Genomic DNA, 19,230 nt, shown 5'->3' with positions numbered 1-19,230 from the left:
GGGAAACAATGCTGAACCATGTCATTATAACGGCTATAATTGTTATTAGCCTGACTATAATGGCTTCCTTCCTATATTTTAGGCGGGGGCGGCATTCTGGCGTCTATCAAATACCTTCTGTAGCGTCACCATCATTTAGGAAAATGATTGATTCAGATTACCAAACCATCTCCCAGTATTTAAATTATTGCGCTGCTATATCAACAAATACATCTCAGCATCCATGGCAAATCAAAAAAAACTCAATCATAGCGACAGTTTGCCATTCATTGACACGTTTTAACTTACGCCAAGAGCAAGGAAATAGTTGGCGCTATTTTATTGATACAATTGAGGTTCAGCTCCCTTCACAGCTTGAGCCTTTTTTGCAACGCCAAAATGTTATGGAAATAGTGGAAACAGACCACTTGCCGTTAATTATTTCAATGAATAGCCATTCGCTGAAAGATTTCAGTAGTGAATGGCAAACGGGTATGCCTATCGATTCAACATGGCCTGATGCGGCAATTCAAGAACGTGGCCAGCATAGTATTGAGCGATTGAAAGTTCGTAAAGAGACGAATGAAGAACATCGGCTACACCATTCTACAGGTTGGCTTGGTGCTGCGATTATCTGCCTGAGTTTTTTATTTGGTTATTTAACCCTTGTTTCGATTCCTTTATTACAGGAATCAGGATTAGTGATCACAACGATTACGTTTATTATTGGGTTACTTATTCTCTTTCGTTCTAGGATGTTTCCCCGACAATATCAAGATATTCAATGCATTCATGGCCAACCAAAGCGCTGGGAACTCTATGGCGAACTGGATAAAAAATATTCCACCAATACGTCTATTGCTGGTATTGACTTGCACTACCCTAATCATTGGACGAATTATTTAAAATACGAAGAAAACCAAGCTGTAAATATTGATTTTTATACGACGGGTGAGGTGGTCAGGCACGGTAAGTATCTTTCTTTGCATGAAGAAGAGCGCTATTACCCGTACAAACGGTTCAAAAAGAATGTATTGATGTTAGTTGGGGCTTTATTAACGATGGCCCTGATATTTGCATATCAACCGATAGATTTGCCAATAAAACTGGGTTTTGCGTGGCTAGGTGGCACAGAGAAAATCAAGGCTGAGAGTCCTAATGAGCTCGCTTCCCGTCAGCTCAAAGTTGGGGATACATTAGTTGCCCAAGGAAAAGGGATGTGTTACCGATCACCGAATTTGAATAAAGAAAACCAAGCTCAATTTGTGCCGTTTGATTGCTCTGGTATTTATTGGAATGATGTTAGTTTACAGACTGAACCTCAATCAGAGGTTGTTGAACACTCAATATCATTGCTTGATACCGTCAAAAGCCAATTGCATCCAGATAAAAACTCGACAGGAGTTAACCCAAGATTACAGCGGGATATTATGAAATCAGGGATGAATATTATCTTTGATTTTTCGGCTATCATCATGGGGACAGAACAACTGTGCCATAATTCTGATAACTGCCTAAAATTAAAAAATGCACTGACTAACCTAGGGAGTACAGATGATTGGCCTTCTTTAGTAAAGAAAGCGTCTACGGGAAAACTAAAAGGGGCTCATGTTTTATTGCGTGCTGGTAGCGCTGAGGCCTTGGAAAACATCGTGGAAGACACCATATATGATTTTATCAGGACAGAAATAGATAGAGAAGTGCGCAAAATTAATAGTCCGCCTCCTGGTGGTGTTTTATTAATTAGTGATGAAAACAAGCCTTTAGTTGATTCGATACAGGGAGCTTCTTTTAATGAGCTATCGCCATTACAGCGTTGGCAAGAGTTGCAAAGGTTATCAAATCTTCTGATCAATACACCGTTCAATATTGAAGGTGTAATTACGGATTTATCAGTAGATGCCAATGGGACATTGCAAATTGTGTTGCATGAAGAACCCAATGAAAAAGTGGTATCTCAGTATATATGTAGTGCGCTTTTTATCCTATTTTTGTTGGTGTGTGCGTTGTTAAATGGTTCGTTGATTGTGCTACGTGTTTTGAATAATAAGAAGCGTTTGCGTAATATCACAGAATATTATGATAAATGCTTTGAGGCTAATCCCCCTTCCTATCGTCGATAGCATCATCCCGGAAGTAGAGGGAGCCTCTTCTTAGTTTGATTCAGACTTATGTTGAGGAGGCCCCATGAATCAATCCATTATAGAACCTGTTCGCCTTGATAAGTGGCTGTGGGCTGCGCGATTTTATAAAACGCGTGCGGTCGCCCGTGAAATGATTGAAGGCGGTAAAGTCCATTACAATGGGCAAAGAACTAAGCCAGGGAAAATTGTTGAACTGCATGGAATCGTTAAGCTTCGGCAAGGTAATGATGAACGAACGGTTGAAATCATGCAAATCAGTAGCCAGCGCAAAGGTGCACCGGAAGCTCAGTTGCTGTACTGTGAAACGATAGAAAGTATTAATCAACGCGAGAAAATGGCACAAGCGCGTAAGATGAATGCACTGACGATGCCACATCCAGAGCGACGCCCGGATAAGAAAGAACGGCGTACCCTGTTAAAGTTTAAACAAACAAATTCTCATGAGTCGTCTTAATGACGGCCTGAGCAACAGCCCGAGCAATAGAGAGATATTATGGCAAACCAAGACTTACTCCACCGTTTTTTATTTGAACAACATTCCGTTCGTGGAGAAATGATCAGTGTTGATGAAACCTTTGAACATATTTTAGAAAACCATGACTACCCAACAGCGGTAAAAGGGTTGTTGGGTGAGTTACTTGTTGCTACCAGTTTATTGACGGCAATGTTGAAGTTCGATGGCGATATTACTGTGCAAATTCAAGGTGATGGGCCTGTTAATTTGGCGGTTATCAACGGTAATAATTTACAACAGATGCGTGGTGTTGCACGTGTAGATGGCCCAGTTGTGGCGGGTAGCACTCTCAAGCAAATGATTGGTAACGGTTTTATGGTTATTACCATCACACCGAACCAAGGTGAACGTTATCAAGGGATTGTGGCGATCGAAGGGGATTCTATCGAAGAAAGCATTGATGCCTATTTCCGCCAATCAGAGCAATTACCAACCCGTTTATTTATCCGTGTGGGTGAAGTAGATGGGAAACCAAGTGCAGGTGGTATGTTATTGCAAGTTTTGCCAGCAGCAAATGAAACAAGCCATGACTTTTTTGACCACTTAGTGCAACTGACTGCCACGATTAAAGGCCAAGAGCTGAGCACATTGGATGTGAAAGAGGTTTTACATCGTCTTTATCATGAAGAAGATGTCACTTTATATGACCCTCAATCTGTCGAGTTTCGTTGTACTTGTTCAAGGGAGCGTTGCGAAAGTACGTTAGCCACCTTACCTAAGGAAGATGTTATCGATATTTTGCACAAAGATGGGAAAATTGATATGGAATGTGAATTTTGTGGCTCACATTATGTATTTATTGAATCCGATCTTCAGGGGTTAAATAATGAGCTAAATCAGCAACTTCACTGATACGATTTAGCAACCTAATTATGTGACAAGGGTGCAATTCTGCACCTTTTTCTTATAATTTTAAAGCATTATTACGTGCTCTAAGTCTCATTATGAATTAAAAAAAATCATACATTTTCAATTCTTTGATAGCAATCGCTGTTAATTAGTCGTAAAGAATTATGATCATCCGCAGATTAGTTATGTTTACCAGGAGCAATATAATGAGCGCTAAAAGCATTACCCTGAAGGAACTTGAAAAGTACGGTATTCATGATGTAACTGAAGTGGTTTATAACCCAAGTTACGAGCTATTATTCACGGAAGAAACTAAGCCTGGACTTGAAGGTTATGAGCGTGGAACAGTAACCACTTTAGGAGCTGTTGCGGTTGATACAGGTATCTTTACTGGTCGTTCACCAAAAGATAAATATATTGTACGTGATGACGTGACTCGCGATACAGTTTGGTGGGCAGACCAAGGTAAAGGTAAAAATGACAACAAACCTATGTCACAAGAAGTTTGGGCGGATCTCAAACATTTAGTGACTGAACAACTGTCAGGTAAACGTTTGTTTATCATTGATGCATTCTGTGGTGCGAACGCTGACACTCGTCTAAAAGTACGTTTTATCACCGAAGTTGCATGGCAGGCGCATTTCGTTAAAAACATGTTCATTCGCCCATCTGATGAAGAATTAGTGGGTTTCGAACCTGATTTCATCGTCATGAATGGCGCAAAATGTACTAACCCGAATTGGAAAGCACAAGGTTTGAATTCAGAAAACTTTGTTGCGTTCAACTTAACCGAACGCATGCAACTGATCGGCGGCTCTTGGTATGGCGGCGAAATGAAGAAAGGTATGTTCTCTATGATGAACTACCTGCTGCCATTAAAAGGCATTGCATCTATGCACTGTTCTGCTAACGTCGGCGAAAAAGGTGATGTAGCCATTTTCTTTGGTTTATCTGGAACAGGTAAAACCACACTCTCTACCGATCCAAAACGTAAGTTAATTGGTGACGATGAACACGGTTGGGATGATGACGGCGTATTCAACTTTGAAGGTGGTTGCTACGCAAAAACTATCAACTTATCTAAAGAAGCTGAGCCAGACATCTATGGCGCTATCAAACGTGATGCGTTATTGGAAAACGTGATGGTGTTGGCAGATGGTTCAGTTGACTTCAATGATGGTTCAAAAACAGAAAACACCCGTGTTTCTTACCCAATCTACCACATTGAAAATATTGTAAAACCTGTTTCTAAAGCGGGTCATGCAACAAAAGTTATCTTCTTAACCGCAGATGCATTTGGTGTGTTACCTCCTGTTTCTCGTTTAACGCCTGAGCAAACGCAGTACCACTTCCTATCAGGTTTTACCGCGAAATTAGCAGGTACAGAGCGTGGTGTCACGGAACCAACTCCAACCTTCTCCGCTTGCTTTGGTGCGGCATTCTTATCACTGCATCCAACACAATACGCTGAAGTATTAGTTAAACGTATGGAAGCAGCGGGCGCGAAAGCTTACTTAGTGAATACAGGCTGGAACGGTACAGGTAAACGTATTTCCATCAAAGATACACGTGCCATCATTGACGCTATTTTAAGTGGTGACATCGAAAAAGCAGACATGATTAAACTGCCAGTGTTCGATTTAGAAATCCCAACAGCATTACCGGGTGTGGATACCAATATCCTTGACCCACGTAATACTTATGCAGACAAAGCACAGTGGGATGAAAAAGCGCAAGACTTAGCGGAACGTTTCGTGAACAACTTTGATAAGTACACGGACACCCCAGCAGGCGCTGCACTGGTGAAAGCAGGGCCAAAACTGTAATTGGTTTTGTGAATCAATAAATAATAAAGGCTCTACCAAAGTAGAGCCTTTTTTGTTGTGAAAATGATTATTCTGCTGATGGTAAGTCAAACAACAGGATTTCACTATCTTCACTTGCTTTGATGGTGAGCGCTGTTTCTTGCCAAATGGCTAAACCATCGCTGGTGGTTGCTTTTTGGCCATTCACTTCAACATTCCCTTTAACGATCTGGATCCACACGACACGTTTATCAGCGATAGCATGGGTGTGTGTTTCATTAGCAGGTAATGCCCAGCGCCACAGTTCCATATCTTGATAAATTTTTAAGGAGCCATCACGTGCATCCGGTGATAGCACCAATTGCTTACCGTCTTTGGAGTCGAACCGTTTTTGCTCATAACGTGGCTCAATGCCTGTTCTTTCAGGAATGATCCAAATTTGGTACAGATGTAGCTCTTCTTCATTGCTTGGGTTGTACTCAGAGTGACGAATACCCGTACCCGCACTCATTATTTGAAATTCACCCGCAGGGATTTGCTCCATATTGCCCATGCTGTCTTTATGTTCCACAGTACCATTGAGCACGTAGGTTAATATTTCCATATCTTTATGGGGATGTGTTCCAAACCCTTGGCCAGCAGCAATAAAGTCTTCGTTAATCACTCTCAGCGCAGAAAAGCCCATAAATTGCTCATCATAGTAGCTAGAGAATGAAAAGGTATGCCAACTGTCGAGCCACCCATGATTTGCATGACCACGTTCGTTCGCTTTGCGTAAATAGATCATCGTGTTCTCTCCTGTACGGATTTCAACCTTGGTTGAACTCGCTCTAAATGTATTGATGACAGTTTAACCAATTTATACACAGAGAAAAGTAGCTCCCATTAACCATAGGATCCAAAAAATTTGAATAAGATACAAGGTGATTGCAGAGAATGTGGTGTGAATAAAAAAATAGCCAGCGCAAGGCTGGCTAAAGTAAACACTGGAAGCAATGTGAGCAATGTCGTACTCCCTGCAAAGGGTGACTAAGTAACCCTGTTGAGGAAGTGATGATAATGATAATAGTTATCACTATCGTTTGTAAAGCATTATTTTTAACCAAAATAATATATCTTATAATTAAAACTGCAATTATATGATTTATATGAAATTAAATATTAACCATTATTTTTCAATGGATTAAGATTATTTGGCCATAAATAAAGGCCGATAACTTTAACAGAGCAATCCTGTTAAGAGTCTGGTTAAGGCCGAGTGTTTTTTAGTCGTTTTTTGCAAAAGGGAGAGGTAAGCTTTCCGCGCATGCAGCCGCGGAGCTCCATGCCCATTGGAAATTGTAACCTCCGAGCCAGCCGGTCACATCCATCACTTCACCAATAAAATACAGGTCTGGTACTTTAAGTGATTGCATGGTTTTAGATGATATTTCGTGAGTATCAACGCCACCCAATGTCACTTCGGCGGTACGGTAACCTTCCGTTCCATTAGGTTGCACCTGCCATTGGTGTAATGTGGTGTGTAACGCTTCAATTTGAGGATGATTAAGCTGTTTTAGAGCACACTCAGGGATTTGTCCTTGGGCTTGTAATACCTCAATTAGCCGTTTTGGTAATAATTTAGCTAAGGTATTTTTCAATGATTGATTTGGGTGCTGTTGTCTCTCTGAAACGATAAAATCATTGATGGAGATATCTGGAAGTAAGTTAATACTCACGTACTCGCCAGGGTTCCAGTAGCTGGATATTTGTAAAATAGCTGGACCAGAAAGCCCCCGATGGGTGAATAAAATATTTTCTTTAAATACGGTGCCGCTTGCCGCTGTTACCGTTGCAGGGACAGAGATACCTGAAAGTACCTGTAAGGTTTCTAAAAGGGGTTTATGTAAGGTGAAGGGCACCAGTGCTGCTCGTGTTGGAATAATAGTATGCCCAAACTGTTCCGCAAGACGATAGCCAAAAGGGGTCGCACCTAAACCTGGCATAGATAGACCGCCTGTTGCAATGACAAGTGAGTGGGTGCTTACTTGAGAGCCGTTGATCGTGACTAAAAAACCATCATCTGCTCTGTCAACGGCAGTCACCTCACTGCGTAACTTGATAGTGATATTAGGTAGATTACACTCACTTTGCAGCATATTGACGATATCTTGTGCACTATTATCACAAAAAAGCTGCCCTAAGGTTTTTTCATGATAGGGAATATTATATTTGGCCACTAAGGCAATAAAATCCCACTGTGTATAGCGAGCAAGTGCTGACTTACAAAAGTGTGGGTTTGTTGAAATGTAATTGCTGTGTTCTGCATACATATTAGTGAAATTGCAGCGCCCGCCACCGGACATCAATATTTTTCTGCCTAATTTTTTCCCGTTATCAACCACTAGCGTCTTCAAACCGCGTTTGCCAGAGTGTGAGGCACAGAATAAACCCGCTGCACCAGCACCTAAAATAATAACGTCGAAATTTTTCACAATAAGTGTCTCTATATATGTTTGATTTTAAGCGTAATTACATTGATAACCGGGATATTTTACGTCATCTCACCGGGATTGTAATGTAAAGCTTTGAGGAAGAACTGATGAAAACTATACAGGACGTATTATAATTAGAAAAATTCGTCTAAAAAAAGCAAACAACGATTATTTTCTGGAAATATCGTTAAAAAGTTTCAAAAATTCAGAATAAGTTTGATTGCTTTAATGTATTGAAAAATATGGGGTAATTGCTATGAGGTGCTTTTTTGATGGGTAGTTAAATCAAAAAAAGGTTAGATTTTGCTTCCACCGCCAGCGTTTGTCACTGATAATGCGCCGCGTTCATGTCCAACATATAATGGCTTAACGTCTATGCTACATCTTTTTACAGGTTTAGAATTTCATACAGGTCTATTATTAGTTCTGGCACTGTTATTTGTGCTGATCTATGAGGCTATAAATGGCTTCCATGACACCGCTAACGCGGTAGCAACGGTTATTTATACCAGAGCAATGCGGGCTCAGTTCGCAGTTGTCATGGCAGGGGTTTTTAACTTTTTTGGTGTCTTGCTGGGAGGGTTGAGCGTTGCATATGCCATTGTCCATCTCTTACCAACAGACCTCTTGCTTAATGTGAGCTCAGCTCACGGCCTTGCAATGGTTTTTTCATTGCTCTTGGCTGCAATTATTTGGAACCTTGGAACTTGGTACTTCGGTATCCCTGCTTCCAGTTCACACACACTGATCGGGGCAATAATCGGAGTGGGTTTAACCAACGCGATTGTGACTGATTCGTCTGTTGTTGATGCCTTGAATATACCGAAAATGATCAGTATTTTCATGTCATTAATTTTGTCTCCCGCTATCGGTTTTGTGATTGCTGGTTTGATGATTTTCTTTTTGCGCCGTTATTGGAGTGGCACAAAGAAACGTCGTCGTATTCACTTAACACCAGCGGAACGTGAGAAAAAAGATGGTAAGCGTAAGCCACCATTCTGGACCCGTACTGCATTGATTTTGTCAGCAGTTGGGGTGAGTTTCTCCCATGGTGCGAACGATGGCCAGAAAGGCATCGGTCTTATCATGCTGGTGTTAATTGGTGTTGCTCCAGCAGGTTTCGTTATGAATATGAATTCTAACGGTTATGACATCGCAAAAACACATGATGCGGTTGTCCACCTGCAACAATACTATGAAACACATAAACCAGCGTTAAACCATGCAATAGAAAATGCCCCAGCCGTTGCAGAAAGTAGTGATGAGCCTGGCGGTGAATTCCATTGTGATAGCACGCGTACTAGCGCTATTTTAAATCAAGCGCAAAAGATGCTTGATGGCATTCAAAGCTATGAAGAGCTGACTCCAGACCAACGTAACCACGCACGCCGTTTGCTGATGTGTATCTCTGATACTGCGAATGCGGTTGCGAAATTGCCAGAAACCAGTTCGAAAGATGCCAGCTTACTGAAAAAACTCAGTAATGATTTACTGTATACCGTTGAATATGCGCCACTGTGGATCATTATTGCGGTTGCTTTAGCATTATCATTAGGCACCATGTTTGGTTGGCAGCGTGTTGCTGTGACCATTGGTGAGAAAATTGGTAAGAAAGGCATGACTTATGCGCAAGGTGTATCTGCCCAGGTGACTGCAGCAGTTTCTATCGGCGTGGCAAGTTATACTGGTATGCCAGTTTCAACAACGCAGGTTTTATCTTCTGCGGTTGCGGGGACGATGGTTGTCGATGGTGGTGGTGTACAAACAAAAACCATTAAAAGCATTGCATTAGCATGGTTATTGACTTTACCGGTGTCCATTGTGTTATCGGGCGGTTTGTACTGGCTATCGCTGTTGTTTATCTAGTCGCACTAATTTTGGCTTCATACATGAGTATGGAGCCTTTAACAGTTACATGAACACAGTAATCTACATATATAAAATAGTGATGATCGGAAGGTCATCACTATTTTCTCGCTAGCAAGTTACTAATCACAATTAACCGGTTATCAATAAATAGGCTAAGCTCACGACAACAAGAATACTGAGTCTGCTTATCATCATGAATTGCTTACGGATCCGCTCACAACGCAAAATAACTTCTGGGTCGTAATGTTCCAGATATTGTTTATTATTTATGTATCGAACTAACCGCAGTTGTTTGTTCAGTTGGCCGTGTGTAGTAAAAAAACCATTACCATCAACGGATTGATAAAGCAGGGGATCTGAATCCCTTAGAATAGACAATAAAACACGAACGGAAGAAAAGTACCGCATCATATTTAAGATGCACAAAATGCATAATGCCCAAAATAATGCAATCATACTGAACATAATCCTCTCCTTAGAACCTAGCTCAAGCTCACAGCAATTGTCGCAAAGGAAATACAGCAGAAAAATTGTACTTATACTCAGTTATTTTATTGTAGGATAAATTACTGTTTAAAAAAAGTGCAGTTAGCGCAAATTTGTGATGACCTCTTGTTTCTATTGAAGAAAATAAATCTGAGTTACTGAACTTTATTATCACAGTTTGCTGTGCAACTTTGTTGCATTTCTAAACTAAAGAGTCGCCATAACTCGAATTTTTTAGGGCAATATATTAATATTGAATGAATGATGTTATTGTTTTATAAAATGTTATATGAAGTGATGATTTTAAGGTTAATCTGCTTAGATGTGATCAAAGCAACACTTAATAATCACAATTAGCAGGTATAGTATTCATAAAGATGTGGTGAAGGCATAACCACCAGATAATCAGCATTCGGAAGGAGTTTACTTATGGCTTACAAACATATTCTCGTTGCGGTAGATTTATCACCTGAAAGTAAAGTATTACTGGATAAGGCTGTCTCTATGGCAAAACCTTACGGGGCCAAAGTATCTATGATCCATGTTGATGTTAACTATTCAGACCTCTATACCGGTCTTATTGATGTCAATCTTGGTGACATGCAGCAACGTATTACTGATGAAACACGTAATGCTCTGAAGGATTTGTCTGCGGGCGCAGGTTATGAAATCCAAGAAACACTCAGTGGTAGTGGCGACCTAGGCCAAGTACTTGTGGACGCGATTAAGAAATACAATATGGATTTAGTGGTCTGTGGGCATCACCAAGATTTCTGGAGCAAGCTGATGTCATCTGCTCGCCAGTTAATCAATACTGTTCATGTGGATATGTTGATTGTGCCACTAAATGATGATGAAGAATAATCCATATCACTCAATTTGAAATATTATTCACTGAAAACGCTTGCTTATGCAGGCGTTTTTTTTGTTTCAAAATATGTATTTTGAGGGAGTTATTGGCAGGTCAAGCAATTTATTTTGCTATAGAGTGAAAAAAAACCTTGAATTTAGAATACAAACTAATGATATATTCAATAGGCAAACACAAATCAACCTCACATTTCCTAAAAATAATGATAAGAAAGAGTGAGGCACATCACAACAACTACATGTTAAAAAGGAAGACATAGATGACACAATCACTATCTTCGTTCTTGGAGTCTGTCCAAAAAAGAGACCCTTCTCAACCTGAATTTCTACAAGCCGTGCGTGAAGTATTCACTTCCCTTTGGCCGTTCTTAGAGCAAAATGCTAAGTATCGTGACCAAGCATTACTTGAACGTTTTGTTGAACCTGAGCGTGTAATTCAATTTCGAGTATGTTGGGTAGACGACCAAGGTAAAGTTCAAGTTAACCGTGCATGGCGTGTGCAATTTAGCTCTGCAATCGGCCCATTCAAAGGTGGTATGCGTTTTCACCCATCTGTGAATTTATCTATCCTGAAATTCTTAGGCTTCGAACAAACACTGAAAAATGCTTTGACCACATTGCCAATGGGTGGTGGTAAAGGTGGCTCTGACTTTGATCCTAAAGGTAAAAGTCATGGTGAAGTGATGCGTTTCTGCCAAGCATTGATGACAGAACTCTATCGCCATATTGGTTCAAATACTGACGTCCCAGCAGGGGATATTGGTGTTGGTGGCCGTGAAGTGGGCTTTATGACAGGTATGATGAAAAAGCTGTCTAATGACACTTCTTGTGTATTTACCGGTAAAGGCTTGTCTTTTGGTGGTAGTTTAATTCGCCCTGAAGCAACCGGTTACGGTTTGGTTTACTTCACAAATGCGATGCTAAAACGTCATGGCCTAGGCTTTGAAGGGATGCGTGTCGCGGTTTCTGGTTCTGGTAACGTTGCGCAGTACACCATTGAAAAATGCATGGAGCTAGGTGCCAAAGTGGTTACAGCTTCCGATTCAAGCGGTACTGTAGTTGATGAAGACGGCTTTACAACAGAAAAACTCGCACGTTTGGAAGAAATCAAAAACAACTATGGTCGTATTGAAGAATATGCAAAAGAGTTTGGCTTAACTTACTTAGCGGGTCAGCAACCATGGAATGTTCCTGTCGATATCGCTCTGCCATGTGCAACACAAAATGAGCTAGATGTTGATGCAGCAAAAGTGTTAATCAAAAATGGCGTTAAAGCGGTCGCTGAAGGGGCTAATATGCCAACGACTATTCCTGCAACTGAGCTGTTCCTTGAAGCAGGAGTGCTGTTTGCGCCAGGTAAAGCGGCTAACGCAGGTGGTGTGGCAACCTCAGGTCTTGAGATGGCTCAAAATGCGGCTCGTCTAGGTTGGAAAGCAGAGAAAGTTGACGCCCGTCTGCATCACATCATGTTGGATATCCACCAGCATTGTGTGGAGTTCGGTGGTGAAGAGAAACAAACTAACTATGTTCAAGGCGCTAACATCGCGGGCTTTGTAAAAGTCGCAGATGCAATGCTTGGGCAGGGTGTGTTGTAATCCTCTGACCTCAAAACGTACGCGAAAGGGCGGCTGTATCATACTGATAAATTCACCTGTACATACGCCCTTCGCCGTTACGTTTATTCGCTATTTTTAATGCATGGATAGATATCAAACCGATGGTTTTTAGTGATAACTGCTGATGGCGCTTTTTGTCCCGCAAGGGGCTCCGCGTAGTCAGGGCGCTTAACAACCACTCTACGTTTAGCCAAAGCAATCGCAGGGGCTAATAATGAATCTGCATCATCATCTGCTCCCACCAATGACTGAAATACTCGCATTTCTTTCTTCACTAAAGCACTTTTTTGCCGATGAGGGTACATCGGATCAAGATAGATAACATCAGGGGCATGGGTTATCTCACTCAGTGCTGTAATACTGGATGCATGAATCAATGACATTCGCTCTTGTAACCATGGGCCAATTTCTGCATCTTGGTAGCCTCGTTGTAAACCATCATCCAATAGAGCAGCAACTACAGGGTGGCGCTCCAACATACGGACATGGCAACCGAGAGCGGCTAGAACAAAGGCATCACGCCCTAGGCCAGCAGTGGCATCAATGACATCGGGAAGATAATCTTTTTTGATCCCGACGGCTTTGGCAACAGCTTCACCGCGACCTCCACCAAATTTGCGACGATGGGCCATCGCCCCAGAGACGAAATCAACAAAAATCCCACCTAATTTAGGCTCATCTAGTTTGCGCAGTTGTAAGTTTTCAGGCGTAAGTACAACCGCCATAATGGCATCAGGGGTATGAGAAAGTTGCCATTTTTCAGAAAGTTGAGAAAGAGTGCCGGGATCGGCACCCTCTTCGCAGATCAATTGGATCTCAATACGATTAGCCATGAATACCATAGCTCTTCAACATGGCATCTAATTCTGGTTTGCGACCACGGAAGCGTTCAAACAGCGCCATTGGCTCTTCTGAGCCACCACGACTTAAGATATTGTCGAGGAAAGACTGACCTGTTTGACGGTTAAAGATGCCTTCTTCACTGAAACGTGAGTATGCATCTGCTGCAAGCACATCTGCCCATAAGTAGCTGTAATAGCCAGCTGCATAGCCACCTGCGAAAATATGGCTAAAAGCATGTGGAAAGCGCGACCATTTTGGTGAAGGAACCACAGCGACTTTATCTTTAATCGCATATAGCGTTGGCATGACTTGCGCACCTTTGGCTGGGTCATACTCAGCATGTAAGGTGAAATCAAACAGGCCAAACTCTAACTGGCGCAGAACAAACATGGCTGATTGGTAGTTCTTTGCTGCTAACATGCTATTAAGCATTTCTGTTGGTAATGGTTCGCCTGTCTCATAATGGCCGGAAATAAATTCGAGGGCTTCAGGCTCCCAGCACCAGTTTTCCATAAACTGACTTGGTAACTCGACAGCATCCCATGGTACACCGTTAATCCCTGCGACATCTGCAACATCAATTTGCGTTAACATATGATGTAAGCCGTGACCAAATTCGTGGAATAAGGTAGTGACTTCATTATGAGTAAACAGTGCGGGTTTATCGCCAAGTGGTTTATTGAAGTTACAGGTTAAATAGGCTACAGGATTTTGTAATGAGCCGTCTTTATGCACCATACGGCCAACACAATCGTCCATCCAAGCTCCACCGCGTTTATGTTCGCGAGCATAGAGGTCTAGGTAGAAGCTGCCGCGTAAGGTATTGGTTTCATCATAGAGTTCAAAGAAACGCACATCTTTATGCCATGTTTCTACATCATTGCGTTCTTTGGCAGTTAAACCATAAATGCGATGAACAACTTCGAACAAGCCATTCAGGACGCGTTGTTCAGGGAAATATGGGCGCAATTGTTCATCATTTAATGAGAATTTATGCTGTTTTTGTTTTTCGCTGTAATAGGCTAAATCCCAAGATTCAAGCGTATCGACACCATAATGTTCTTTAGCAAAAGCCGTCAGTTCAGCCAGTTCATTTTCCCCTTGCTGATGAGCACGGTCAGCTAAATCATTGAGGAAATTCAGCACTTGTTCTGGTGATTCGGCCATTTTGGTCGCTAGGGATTTTTCTGCGTAGTTTTTAAAACCTAATAATTGCGCTAGCTCGTGGCGTAAAGCCATCAGTTCATCAATTAATTCGCTGTTATCCCATTTACCCGCATTTGGGCCTTGGTCAGACGCACGGGTGCTATATGCATGGCTCATCTCACGACGTAATTCTGCGTTATCAGCATAGGTCATAACAGGTAAATAGCTTGGCATATCGAGAGTGAGTAAGTAGCCTTCTTCACCTTTTGATTCAGCCATGGCTTTTGCTGCAGCAATGGCGCTTTCTGGCATACCCGCTAATTCTTTTTCGTCTTTAATGAGCTTACTCCACCCCATGGTCGCATCAAGGACGTTATTGCTAAACTTAGACGCTATCTCCGACAAACGTGCCACAATTTCACCATAACGTTGCTGTTTTTCAGCAGGTAAGCCAATACCGGATAACTCAAAATCGCGTAAGGTATTTTCGATAGACTTACGTTGAGCTTGGCTAAGGGAATTAAATTCAGCCCCTTCTTTTAATGATTTATATGCTTGATATAAAGGCTCATGCTGCCCCATCCAGGTACTGAATTCAGACAGTAATGGTAAACATTTTTCATACTCTTCGCGCAGTTCTGGGCTGTTTTTCACGGAGTGTAAATGACTCACTGGCGACCAAACACGAGACAGCTTATCACTGGCTTCTTCTAAAGGTTGGCACAGGTTGCCCCAAGTGTATTGCTCTGTTGCACTCAACAGGTTTTCTACTGTTTGGCGATATTCATTGAGTACGTGTTGGACCGCGGGAAAAATATCCGCAGGCTCTATAGTAGAAAAACGGGGTAGTGCGGAATCGGCTAATAATGAATTTGTCATAAAACATCCTGTGATTGCAGGCTTGTGCTCGTAGGCCAAGGCTTACTGTGTTGACAATAAAAGTTAAATGGCGAACTTATACCCAAATAGGATAAATGTTATGGGTGATAGAACCAGCACGCCATTGCGAATATAAGAAAGTATATGGGGGCAGATGTACAAACCTCAATATCAATCTAACGTTTTTTCTTATTAACGCTTATCAATAAATGGGGTTTTTGTTGGTTTTTATCAATAAAGGCAATAGTTGTAGTTTCAATGCTTTGGAAAATAATGAATTCAGTCTATAATCACTTTCCAATCTATAGAGGAAGATCGTCGTCTCCGGTGAGGCGGCTGGATTTCAAATCCAGTTGGGGCTGCCAGCAGTCCCGGGCAGGTTCGACTCCTGTGATCTTCCGCCACTCAAGTTCAACATACCTCCATTGAAGTCAATTAAACCCTTTAAATTCAACATATAAAAGCAATTCATAGTCAACTCAGTTCAACTGGAGTTACCCCACATCAACCCCCAGTTGGGGGTGTTAATCGGGGGTGCATTTAGGTATGGTATATCTTGCACCCCCAAATTCTCATTTTCTTTGTAACAGATAGGGCTTACGGAGGTTTTGTTATGGCTCTGAGTGATATAAAAATTAAAACGGCAAAGCCGCTAGATAAGCCCTACAAACTTTCTGATTCAGGTGGGTTATATCTGATAGTTAATCGCAATGGTTCTAAATATTGGAGAATGAAGTATCGCTTTGCAGGCAAAGAAAAAATGCTTTCCATTGGCGTTTAGAGCCTCGCTTGATTAAAGTGTGCCAATTTATGGTTATGAATTGATGCTTGGCCACCGGACAGTCAGCGTTATCCGGAAATGTGAGATCTAATTCTTTAACTCATCAACATTTCGACTTATTTGACAAAAATATTTCTAGCTTATGTTCACTTCAGTTTTGTTAAAAACAGCATTTTTCTATACTCACTTATTTTCACTCCATCCGGAAGTCATCAGTTCAGTAAAGTCACGTCGCGATAGAACGTTAGAGCAATCTCGCCAATCTTTTTTTGATGAGGACATTGTCTCGGTATAACGTAGATCAAACCCATTCGCTTGCTTCTGTGCATTGATGTACTCATCCATTTTTTCACCCATTGTTTCGATATCCTCAATCCATTCATCTCGAATGGTATCAGGCAGTGAACCAAACAAGTTATAGCGGTCTTGCATTCGCTCGGATAGTTTCTCATAAACCTTTTCATCGACAGTTTGTTCGTTGACAAGGTTTAGCATGTCAACTTTTTCACGTACTTGGCCAAAGCGTTTTATGCGGCCAATTCGTTGCTCTAAGCGAGTAGGGTTCCATGGTAGGTCTATATTGATCAAAGTGCCAAGGGTTTGAAGGTTAAGGCCTTCGCAGGCGGCATCGGTAGCGACCATAATTTCTAGCTGATGTTCAGTAACCATGCGTTTTAGCGTTTCCCGTGCAATGTTCACACTGTCAGTATTTTGGTATAGCCGACTTCGGCCAGCACCTGCGTAAAGACCTAAAGCTTGATCTGGATAGCGTTCCGCGAGAGAGTCTGCAACCCACTTGGCGGTATCATAGTACTGGCTAAAAATAATGACACCAAACTTAAGCCACTTTTCTTTTTCGAGATAATGAATTACTGCGTTGAGCTTTGGATCTTCTTTAATACGCTCAAGTCGAGTGATCATTCGCTCAAGAACGGCAATTTCGTCCGGATTTTCGGCTTTAACCTCAATCACCTCTTCGTCATTTTCCTCACGAATAGTTCGTCCTTCCAGTAGCATTCGTGCTGTGTTCAACCCAGCTGCGATACTTGAGCAAATCCGTTGCTCCATCAGGTTTTTCATAAAACCACTTCCTCTACCACTTTGAGAAAGGGTTTTTCCAAAGTGTCTCGCTTCGGCGTAGGCTTGCCTGAAGTCTTCGCTTGTTCGTAGTGCTTTACCCTCGAACAGGCTGTTAAATTGGTGAACTTCTTTCGATAATTTTCGGTCGGGATGCAGATCGACGCCTATGCGTGGTAAAAGCCCGGCATCTTCAAGTGTTACACGTTTCCGTAAGACAACGTGACGAATAAATGGATTTTCCCGCTGAAAAAAGCTGGCACCCGAAATATTTCTATCCAGTTCATCTTCAAGATATTCCAGCGAGTCATCTGATAGGTCAGAAAGCGAGCTTTTAATGTCCCACTTATCGTTCTGATTAATTAGTCTAAGATCCTGACGAAGAGAGCTGAATAAGCGGCGAGCATACTGCTCATTGGTAGAATCGACAACGGGCAGTGGTGATCGAAGCAGCTCCCAAGCGAAGCCCGGCTCGGTAACGCGTTGCTTACCAGATAGAATGGGCAGTACCTCAGGTGGACGGTGCCATTTAGCAAAGTCGTTGCCAAGTACGAAATTACCACTACCTTGATGCAGAATACCTATCAAGTCCCACAAATCTTCGGGGCGAGTTTGAATAGGTGTTGCTGTACCAAGAATGACATGATCTGATCGCGCTGCAATCTCGCGCATAAAGGCGAGTAATTCGTTGGGGGTGCCGGCGTCTTTACCGAAACCCTGCCGACTACGCGCCTTATGGGCTTCATCTAATATAGCAACACCAAAGCGCAATCCCAGTAAATGCTGCTTTTCCAACGAGTCGCGCATCATTAACCCAGTGGATACAATGCCAACGCGCAGTGGGCACTTGGCAATATGCTCTTGCCCTGAAGGAGAAATAATTCGTTCTTCAGGGTCCAACCATGCTTTCTTTTGTGTTTGCCAGCGAGCACAAGGAATGCCCAGCTTATCAATCATTTCTACCTGCCACTGTTCGCAGAGCGTGGCTGGGGAAAAAATGATAACCGGTTTACGTTTCTTATTCTCTCTATCACTTAGTAAACAAAGAGAAAGCGCAGCAGTCGCCATGGATAGGGTTTTACCTAGGCCAACCTCGTCAGCAATCAGTAAACGCACAATACCGTGGTTGTGATAATGGCGAATGCACTCACTGACAAAGCCTTGTTGCCAGGGTTGCAAAGAAAAACCTTGGCGATACAATGGAGACTCAATCAGTGCAGCGGGTGCAATATCATCGTCTTCAACAATATCTTCAAATATCACCTCTCTGCGATAGCCACGGCGTTTCACCTCTCGGATCACAGCTTCAGGCAATGGACGCGCAGCATTCCACAAATACTCAAATTCCTGTTCAATCCACTGTACACCTTCCGGTGATTCGTCTTCCCACAGGATTTCATAGTGACGCTGCCAGCCACTGCTGGTTTCGTTCATCGAGCCAATAAAGCCAATTTTTTTGCCGTCGGCCAACTCAATAACGCCCGCTTTACCATGCAGAAAACCGCAAATACTATCGGGGGCAACTCGGATGGCCTGGCCATGCTTAGCAAGGAAGCTATCAAGGCGGCGATAGCGGTCACGGTTGAGCAAGCTTTCGGCCTCAATATCCCGCTCATTCCAGCGGCCGAGCATCTTAGACTCTCGCAGTTGAGCTACCTTCAGGTCGTCGGGATGGATATCGACATTACAGACGATTTTTACATCGGGGATGGACTCAATCAGCTCGTTGGCCACTTCAAACAGCGAACTAGTAAAGTAACCGGCAATACGCTTATAGCTGCGAGCACCTTTGAGTTGCTCCAGCAAGAAGCTACTATCGAGCTTATGGGTACGCGATGAAAATCGACGAATGCTCATTGATGTAGAATCTCCATACTTTTCTTTATACCCAGTAGTTA

At 42.3% G+C, this 19,230-nt stretch carries 13 protein-coding genes, 1 tRNA gene and 1 pseudogene; 9 read left to right on the top strand and 6 right to left on the bottom strand.

Annotated elements, in window-relative coordinates:
* The first annotated feature begins 8 nt into the window (after positions 1–8).
* From PR834_RS17250 to pckA, 4 genes are all read left to right on the top strand, one after another.
* Positions 9–2,102 (top strand): IgaA/UmoB family intracellular growth attenuator, encoded by a 2,094-nt coding sequence (locus PR834_RS17250; RefSeq protein ID WP_004263171.1) that lies wholly within the window; start codon positions 9–11, stop codon positions 2,100–2,102.
* A 64-nt stretch (positions 2,103–2,166) separates the two neighbouring features.
* Positions 2,167–2,577 (top strand): ribosome-associated heat shock protein Hsp15, encoded by a 411-nt coding sequence (hslR, locus tag PR834_RS17245; protein ID WP_004263168.1) that lies wholly within the window; start codon positions 2,167–2,169, stop codon positions 2,575–2,577.
* Positions 2,578–2,616: 39 nt separating this feature from the next.
* Positions 2,617–3,489 (top strand): Hsp33 family molecular chaperone HslO, encoded by an 873-nt coding sequence (gene hslO / locus PR834_RS17240; RefSeq protein ID WP_272536818.1) that lies wholly within the window; start codon positions 2,617–2,619, stop codon positions 3,487–3,489.
* A 203-nt stretch (positions 3,490–3,692) separates the two neighbouring features.
* Positions 3,693–5,312: a phosphoenolpyruvate carboxykinase (ATP) gene (pckA, locus tag PR834_RS17235; RefSeq protein ID WP_004263163.1), complete on the top strand. Its 1,620-nt coding sequence runs from the start codon at positions 3,693–3,695 to the stop codon at positions 5,310–5,312.
* 67 nt (positions 5,313–5,379) lie between these two features.
* Here the strand turns inward: pckA and PR834_RS17230 are convergent, their stop codons facing one another.
* Together PR834_RS17230 and PR834_RS17225 are read right to left on the bottom strand one after the other, a co-directional pair.
* Entirely contained in the window at positions 5,380–6,078 is a 699-nt protein-coding gene (locus tag PR834_RS17230; protein ID WP_094962883.1) for a pirin family protein, read from the bottom strand.
* Positions 6,079–6,556: 478 nt separating this feature from the next.
* Entirely contained in the window at positions 6,557–7,765 is a 1,209-nt protein-coding gene (locus PR834_RS17225; protein WP_272536817.1) for an NAD(P)/FAD-dependent oxidoreductase, read from the bottom strand.
* 375 nt (positions 7,766–8,140) lie between these two features.
* On the opposite strand from PR834_RS17225, the gene pitA reads away from it, so the two are divergent.
* Entirely contained in the window at positions 8,141–9,631 is a 1,491-nt protein-coding gene (gene pitA, locus PR834_RS17220; RefSeq protein ID WP_004263157.1) for an inorganic phosphate transporter PitA, read from the top strand.
* Between the two features lie 132 nt (positions 9,632–9,763).
* Here pitA and uspB read toward each other — a convergent pair whose 3' ends face one another.
* Positions 9,764–10,099 carry a universal stress protein UspB gene (gene uspB / locus PR834_RS17215; protein WP_004263154.1) on the bottom strand — a complete coding sequence of 112 codons (336 nt, stop codon included), beginning with the start codon at positions 10,097–10,099 and terminating at the stop codon, positions 9,764–9,766.
* Between the two features lie 450 nt (positions 10,100–10,549).
* Between uspB and uspA the strand changes: the two genes are divergently transcribed.
* Positions 10,550–10,984: a universal stress protein UspA gene (uspA, locus tag PR834_RS17210; RefSeq protein WP_004263149.1), complete on the top strand. Its 435-nt coding sequence runs from the start codon at positions 10,550–10,552 to the stop codon at positions 10,982–10,984.
* A 266-nt stretch (positions 10,985–11,250) separates the two neighbouring features.
* Positions 11,251–12,585 (top strand): NADP-specific glutamate dehydrogenase, encoded by a 1,335-nt coding sequence (gene gdhA / locus PR834_RS17205; RefSeq protein WP_004263145.1) that lies wholly within the window; start codon positions 11,251–11,253, stop codon positions 12,583–12,585.
* 83 nt (positions 12,586–12,668) lie between these two features.
* On the opposite strand, the gene rsmJ is transcribed toward gdhA, so the two are convergent.
* Positions 12,669–13,439, bottom strand: a complete 771-nt coding sequence (gene rsmJ, locus PR834_RS17200) for a 16S rRNA (guanine(1516)-N(2))-methyltransferase RsmJ (protein WP_196724699.1) — start codon at positions 13,437–13,439, stop codon at positions 12,669–12,671.
* Positions 13,432–15,474 carry an oligopeptidase A gene (gene prlC / locus PR834_RS17195; protein ID WP_196724700.1) on the bottom strand — a complete coding sequence of 681 codons (2,043 nt, stop codon included), beginning with the start codon at positions 15,472–15,474 and terminating at the stop codon, positions 13,432–13,434. The genes rsmJ and prlC overlap by 8 nt, the downstream gene beginning before the upstream one ends.
* Before the next feature lie 309 nt (positions 15,475–15,783).
* Between prlC and PR834_RS17190 the strand changes: the two genes are divergently transcribed.
* A tRNA-Sec gene (locus PR834_RS17190) sits at positions 15,784–15,878 on the top strand.
* 209 nt (positions 15,879–16,087) lie between these two features.
* A pseudogene (locus PR834_RS17185) lies at positions 16,088–16,252 on the top strand (Arm DNA-binding domain-containing protein); the annotation flags it as partial.
* Between the two features lie 186 nt (positions 16,253–16,438).
* On the opposite strand, the gene PR834_RS17180 reads toward PR834_RS17185, so the two are convergent.
* Entirely contained in the window at positions 16,439–19,189 is a 2,751-nt protein-coding gene (locus tag PR834_RS17180) for a phospholipase D-like domain-containing anti-phage protein (RefSeq protein ID WP_272536816.1), read from the bottom strand.
* Between the last annotated feature and the right edge of the window lie 41 nt (positions 19,190–19,230).

Source organism: Providencia sp. PROV182, assembly GCF_028480325.1.
Classification (GTDB): Bacteria; Pseudomonadota; Gammaproteobacteria; order Enterobacterales; family Enterobacteriaceae; genus Providencia; species Providencia hangzhouensis.
The sequence above is the reverse complement of the archived record's forward strand: the minus strand, read 5'-3'. Positions and strand labels throughout refer to the sequence as shown.

What these genes read in the sequence shown, in the direction of transcription:
- PR834_RS17250 (WP_004263171.1), top strand. Translation starts at nt 9, where the DNA reads ATGCTGAACCATGTCATTATAACGGCTATAATTGTTATTAGCCTGACT.
- hslR (WP_004263168.1), top strand. Translation starts at nt 2,167, where the DNA reads ATGAATCAATCCATTATAGAACCTGTTCGCCTTGATAAGTGGCTGTGG.
- hslO (WP_272536818.1), top strand. Translation starts at nt 2,617, where the DNA reads ATGGCAAACCAAGACTTACTCCACCGTTTTTTATTTGAACAACATTCC.
- pckA (WP_004263163.1), top strand. Translation starts at nt 3,693, where the DNA reads ATGAGCGCTAAAAGCATTACCCTGAAGGAACTTGAAAAGTACGGTATT.
- PR834_RS17230 (WP_094962883.1), bottom strand. Translation starts at nt 6,078, where the DNA reads ATGATCTATTTACGCAAAGCGAACGAACGTGGTCATGCAAATCATGGG.
- pitA (WP_004263157.1), top strand. Translation starts at nt 8,141, where the DNA reads ATGCTACATCTTTTTACAGGTTTAGAATTTCATACAGGTCTATTATTA.
- uspB (WP_004263154.1), bottom strand. Translation starts at nt 10,099, where the DNA reads ATGTTCAGTATGATTGCATTATTTTGGGCATTATGCATTTTGTGCATC.
- uspA (WP_004263149.1), top strand. Translation starts at nt 10,550, where the DNA reads ATGGCTTACAAACATATTCTCGTTGCGGTAGATTTATCACCTGAAAGT.
- gdhA (WP_004263145.1), top strand. Translation starts at nt 11,251, where the DNA reads ATGACACAATCACTATCTTCGTTCTTGGAGTCTGTCCAAAAAAGAGAC.
- rsmJ (WP_196724699.1), bottom strand. Translation starts at nt 13,439, where the DNA reads ATGGCTAATCGTATTGAGATCCAATTGATCTGCGAAGAGGGTGCCGAT.
- prlC (WP_196724700.1), bottom strand. Translation starts at nt 15,474, where the DNA reads ATGACAAATTCATTATTAGCCGATTCCGCACTACCCCGTTTTTCTACT.
- PR834_RS17180 (WP_272536816.1), bottom strand. Translation starts at nt 19,189, where the DNA reads ATGAGCATTCGTCGATTTTCATCGCGTACCCATAAGCTCGATAGTAGC.